Source organism: Anaerococcus sp. HMSC065G05, assembly GCF_001812365.1.
Taxonomy (GTDB): Bacteria; Bacillota; Clostridia; order Tissierellales; family Peptoniphilaceae; genus Anaerococcus; species Anaerococcus vaginalis.
Genome location: NZ_KV808688.1, coordinates 11,307 through 17,002, shown reverse-complemented (window position 1 = coordinate 17,002; position 5,696 = coordinate 11,307). Strand labels below are relative to the sequence as shown.

Annotated in this window: 4 protein-coding genes and 1 pseudogene; all 5 read right to left on the bottom strand. The window is 29.1% G+C overall.

Going from position 1 to position 5,696, the window contains the following annotated elements:
- Positions 1 to 150 (bottom strand): annotated as a pseudogene (locus tag HMPREF2852_RS09915) (sensor histidine kinase); the annotation flags it as partial.
- A gap of 1 nt (position 151) precedes the next feature.
- Positions 152 to 802, bottom strand: a complete 651-nt coding sequence (locus tag HMPREF2852_RS00710) for a response regulator transcription factor (protein ID WP_070605118.1) — start codon at positions 800 to 802, stop codon at positions 152 to 154.
- Positions 803 to 1,436: 634 nt separating this feature from the next.
- The gene (locus HMPREF2852_RS09910) at positions 1,437 to 2,159 is read right to left on the bottom strand and encodes a hypothetical protein (protein ID WP_261667804.1); all 723 of its coding nucleotides are present in this window, start codon (positions 2,157 to 2,159) and stop codon (positions 1,437 to 1,439) included.
- On the bottom strand, positions 2,160 to 2,636 hold the full coding sequence (locus HMPREF2852_RS00700; RefSeq protein ID WP_070605116.1) for a hypothetical protein: 477 nt from the start codon (positions 2,634 to 2,636) through the stop codon (positions 2,160 to 2,162). It lies immediately after the preceding gene.
- Positions 2,637 to 5,296: 2,660 nt separating this feature from the next.
- On the bottom strand, positions 5,297 to 5,696 hold a 400-nt coding region (locus tag HMPREF2852_RS00695), incomplete at its 5' end, for a hypothetical protein (protein ID WP_222563195.1).

Genomic DNA, 5,696 nt, shown 5'->3' with positions numbered 1-5,696 from the left:
TGAAAAATCATCTTGCTTCATAGGAATTTTATAATTTTGATTTTTCATATTTTCAATTAAATTAATAAGCTCATTTATTCTATTTTTCTTCCTTTTTTCTAAAAAATAATAAAGAAGTACCAGACTTATTATCCAAAATACATATAGCATCTTAATCCATCCTATAACCAATTCCTCTAACAGTAGAAATCACTTCTTTATCAAGTTTTTCTCTGATTCTCTTAATAGTTGATGTGAGAGTATTGTCATTTACAAACTTATCCCTATCTTCCCAAAACATTTCTAAAAGTTGGCTTCTTGTGAAAACCCTGTGAGGATTTTTAATAAATAAAACTAGGATTTCATACTCAAGTGGGGTTAGTTCTATTTGCTTATCTTTAAAATAAACTTTTGAATCATTTAAATCTATTTTGATATCCTTGTAAGTAATTATTTTGTCTTGACTTAGAGGTATCGTTCTTAAAACCGCATCAATTCTTGCCCTTAATATTGCAAGGGAAAATGGTTTAGTTAAATAGTCGTCCGCTCCTTGATCTAGAGATTCAATTATAAAATCTTCATCATTTTTTACAGTTGTTACAATAACTCTTATGTCCTTATCTTTTAATCTTTCTATCAAATGTTGACCGTCTTTATCTGGTAGATTTATATCAAGAAGTGCCGCATCCATATCTACATTCATCTTATAGCTTGCTTCGTAAAAAGATGATGCAATCTCTACCTCATAACCATTATTAACCAAATACTTTTCCATTTGTAACGCTATCTCTTTATTATCTTCTATGATTAAAATATTTTTCATTCTTATCCTCTTAATTGAATTTTAATAGTCATATTCACAGTATACCATTAATAATATAGTAAATTAATCAAAATTAATTGTAATATAAAATTAATAAAAAAGACCTACCATCTCTTTGAGAAGAACTTCATGGTCCAGAAATTTTAAAACACGGAAATAATATCAAGTGGACAACTGATGAGAAATTAGAAATAGTAAGCAAAGTGCTAGCAGGAAAACAATAAGGTCTGTAGCAATTGAAATCGGTATTAATCCTGGACAACTTTATTCATGGGTTAACAATTACAAAATTTATAGATATATATGAGATTTATGCTTTAATACCTCAATTCCATGTGTTTCTACTAAATTATTCCATCTTATTATGTAGTTACGGAAGTAATATTTGTTGATACCTCTAGGTGTATCAGACCATTACCTTGTTTGTATAATTCTATACAATTCTTTTTAAACTCATAGATATATTTCATAAAAATACCCTCCTTACTGGTTTGTCCAGTAAAGAGGGTACATATCATGTCAGGATTTAGGTTGATACGCAAAATTATTTACAGACCCAACTCCATTTGATTTATTTATGCACGAACTTAGTTTGGTTTAGGTGTCGCAATATTATTTGCAATTCATCATTTATTTAACCTATTACTTGCACTATATATGGCTCTTTTAATTTTCCTACAATGAAAGTTATCCCTTCTGATTTTTCAATATTTCTATTCATAAGCTTTTTTTGTCTAACCAGTGCATGTGTACATGAGTTCCCAAAACAACAATCTTTATAAATTCCGCCCTTTGCAAATGTTTCAAATATTGATGATAATTCACTATCTTCAATATTTTCATTGCTTATATAAAAATCAGAAAACACATAGGCTGCATTTTCATTTTTTGTACCACTAACAATTTCAGGCATAAGTTCAGTTGGATAATTCAACATTTTTCTCGTTCTTGGTAAAATAATATTATTGGCGTGCCTATTAGCATTTAAGGTTAATCTCATTCTCTCATCATATTCCTCAATACTTTCGCCATTCAACATTGATAGTTCAATGCCTCTACCTTTGCTAGTACTTTTTGTTAGAGGCATTATTACATACTTGGCTCCATTATCCTCTAAAAACCTGGCTGACTCCTCAATTGTTTCTATTAAACTTATAGAGCCAAATGTCCATAAACAATAGCCAACATTCTTGATATCATACATTTTTGTTTGCATAATAGTATAAATATTTTGCTCATAATAGTTTCCAGCTTTTAATAATGCCCCAACGAAATCCATGTTTTTAAACAAGTCTAAAAGTTCAATCTTGCTTAAATTTTTGATATTCTCAAATTCTTTAGGATATAATTCTCTCACTTAATTCTCTCCCCTCATAATGGTCGCTTTCCATAGCTTCCTATAAACACAACCGATCGGAACTTCATTTTCTCTGATTTGAGTATAGTTATAATAGTAACCATTCTTAGTTACTGAGTACACTCCCCCAGATTTTGCATTTTCTTCAATAACATTTAACGGTACGATTGCTAGCTCAAAATCATCAATAGAGTATTTAGCTATTCCATAAGAAATACATGGAATAGAACTATAAGTATCATTCTTTAATACTTCTTTTAGCTTATTAATTTTAGGAATCTTAGCGGAAATCATTGGTGTCTCCTTTTTTTGTCTATCAGACAGACTTCTTCCTACTGTACAGATCAAATAAGATTCTTCACTATTAGGATGTGTGGCTCTAATAAAACCATTTACAGGCTCTACTTCCCAGCCACTATTTGTTAAAGCCGCTTTAGTGAGTTCTTCAAAGAATTCAGATGTGTTATTAATAATCAAAATATCCCCCTTTCAGAAATCATTTTATATTTTTCTTTGTAAAAATAATATACAATTTTAAAAACGATTTGTCAATATCATTTCTAAAAAATATCTCTCTTATCTCCTACAAACCTTTCCTTACTACATAAACAAAATCCATCTTCTGTCATATACACTCTCAGTATTAACATTTTCACACCTAATTATCCTATAAAGCTACATGATAGAGGCAATGACACTCTTAATATTTTTAGTGAACATTTCTTTATCTGTTTTTATGCTTCCAGTTGGATCTGTCCTTATAAAGATATTGCACCTCATAAATCTAAAAAATGAATTTCCAATATTAACACGATTTTACCCTAATCTTAATTTCATAAGTTCTTTATTAGTTGGACTTTTAACCATAAAACCTTGTCCAAAAAGAACTACCATAAAACCTATATTTTCAGGTTTTGTGTAATTTAAACAGCACGCCACCTATCAAATCAATTTGTTTTATTTTTAATCTTCATCCCAGATTTTCTATAAATATTTCTATATATTCATAGTTAACTACTTTTCCTTCAGTGATTTGAATATATCCATAAATCTACCAAATATCATATGGTACACGGTAACTCTTTAGTCTTAAATATGTGGAGAGGCTAAAACATAAATTGTGATATCTATTGTACTTAAAAATCCAAGTTTCTCGTATCATACTATTCTTTCAAACTCATTTTCTTGATGCATTTCAATTCAGATAGAATTTTTATTCATTCCTGCCTTTGTGATAAGAAAATATAAAAGCTGCATTATTGGAATATTTTTAATCTTTTATCGTTACATTAAAAAGTTTACTATTCGGCTAGGTATGAAGTTCATCAAATAAAACTCCGTGTATGTTAAAACCATTCTATGAATAGGATTAAGCTAATAGCAATTGGTAAAATATATTTGTTGCTATAAATATGATTCTATTTTATGATGCTAGTATCTTTACTCTTTGATTAAGAGTAGAAAACATACTTGCCATATCTGCTGCAACATCAAAGATAATAGATGCCTGTTATCTATCGTCAGTACAGCTATAAGCTCTAATTTCCCTCTGTTCTTTTGTATTTCAATTTAGACTATATAAAACTACATATAGCCATTTGAATTAATTACTCCAAATAGATCTATTATAATCTACTCATGCCAAGGAAATAATTTAAATAGCTCACGTGTCCATGTACCTTTAGCGTGAGATATCCATTCGATTAAGTATTAATACTTAATCAAAATATATTATGCTCTGAACCTAATTTCTACATTTTTGTGTTAATTCCATTCAATAGCGTATCCATCATATTAAAATCGTTTTTTTGAAACTTCTCTAAGTCAAATGAAATCTTTTAAGTAACATTCGTTAAAATCTAGAAATTCGTAAACTACTCCAAATTAGGATTTTCCATATAGAATATAAAAGTATTCATGCAAGTAAATTTCTCTCCTCAAATTGTATAACCTTACTCTACTTCATTTCTAAATCCTCCAGAGTTGTAGGAATTGGAAGTCTGTACTTTTCTGCTAAGACTATCATCATATCATTATCTAACCTACTTGCTACTTTGTCTTGCAAGTTCGTATTATCCTTCAAACATTCTTTTTAGTCCCAAAATTTCTATGTCTAAGAAGTCATCTAATTATTCATTATTTACTAAAAATCTCCTGTTGCCTAAGTTCTTGATAAAAAAATTAGAAGAGGTTATAAAGAAGAAGCCTACAAATGAAAGACCTTCTAATTATGTTCCCAATGTTCAATTAGAACAGTTCTCAAAAACATTACTATCTAACCAAAATCATAAAATAAATCCATTATTAAATGTCAGAAGCTAACTTTGACCTATATAAAGCGAACCCTGTAAAAATAATTTGTAGAGATGGAATAAACTATGCCTTTAATGATCAGTGCACCAAAGATATTATTACCATTGTTTATGAATATAGAAAACTTCATGTATGGTACATGATTTATTATGATACCTAAGAAACTCCTATCTTTACAAAATAAATCAAATGCTTGAAACCATTACGTACGAAACTTTTATGGAAAGTATGAAAGAGGAGAGTTATAAACATATCCTTATTAAGGATTTACTTGAATCATATAGCCTCCCTTATCATCCACTAAAACACCTAGTAGCATCCGTACTATCTCAACACTCGAAATAATCTGTGACAAGCTTGATTCTCATGTTTTATAGCATGTTTTTTGAGCACAATTGGTACTTATGATGGAGAGATAATTCTCTTAATGCTGCAAAAAAATACAGTAAATGGCATATCAAGAGTTATAGTGGATTATTACGATCAAATAAAGGGGACTGTTTTGAAATAATAACCTTGCACAATATCCATAAATACCATCAGTCAAGACAACAACCACAGATTTATCGGTTCAATTAGCTATGATGAGGCTTATTCTTATTTTTTAAAATAAACGCCCAAAAAGTCATCCCACTTGGGCTAAAGTATATGCTAAAAAGTCTCCATAGAAAAATAAGTCTAAAGATTTGACAGAGTATAAAGCACAATAAGATTATATATATGATAATAAAAATCTTACTTAAATATTCCTATTTTAAAATTATATTATTGTATATATGAAAAAAGAGCAGTCTAAAACTATCAGATTGCTCTTCAAAATTAAATTATTTACTTGTCCATATGAAAAATCCTGAAATATATTTCTGTAATTCTAATATATCTAAAAACCAACCTAATATAACCAAAACTGCAATTCCAATCAAAATCCAATTAGCATTCTTTACGCACTTCCCATTCCCCTCTTTGTCTTTATCATTTATCTTAAGAATAAACGATATAAGCAAATATATTACATTGACTAATACTGCTCCAATTACATCTACTGTTAGGATAAGCCTAAATACACTTACCTTGTCAATATTCTGTAATACAGATGTCGTAAAAGTAATTCCATCAACAAACGCTAAAACTATTGATGCAAATATGCCCAAAATAGTAACATACTCTCTTTCTATTCCTACAACATGGTCATCATTTATGGCGATTGAGCTTGTTGCTGAGCCA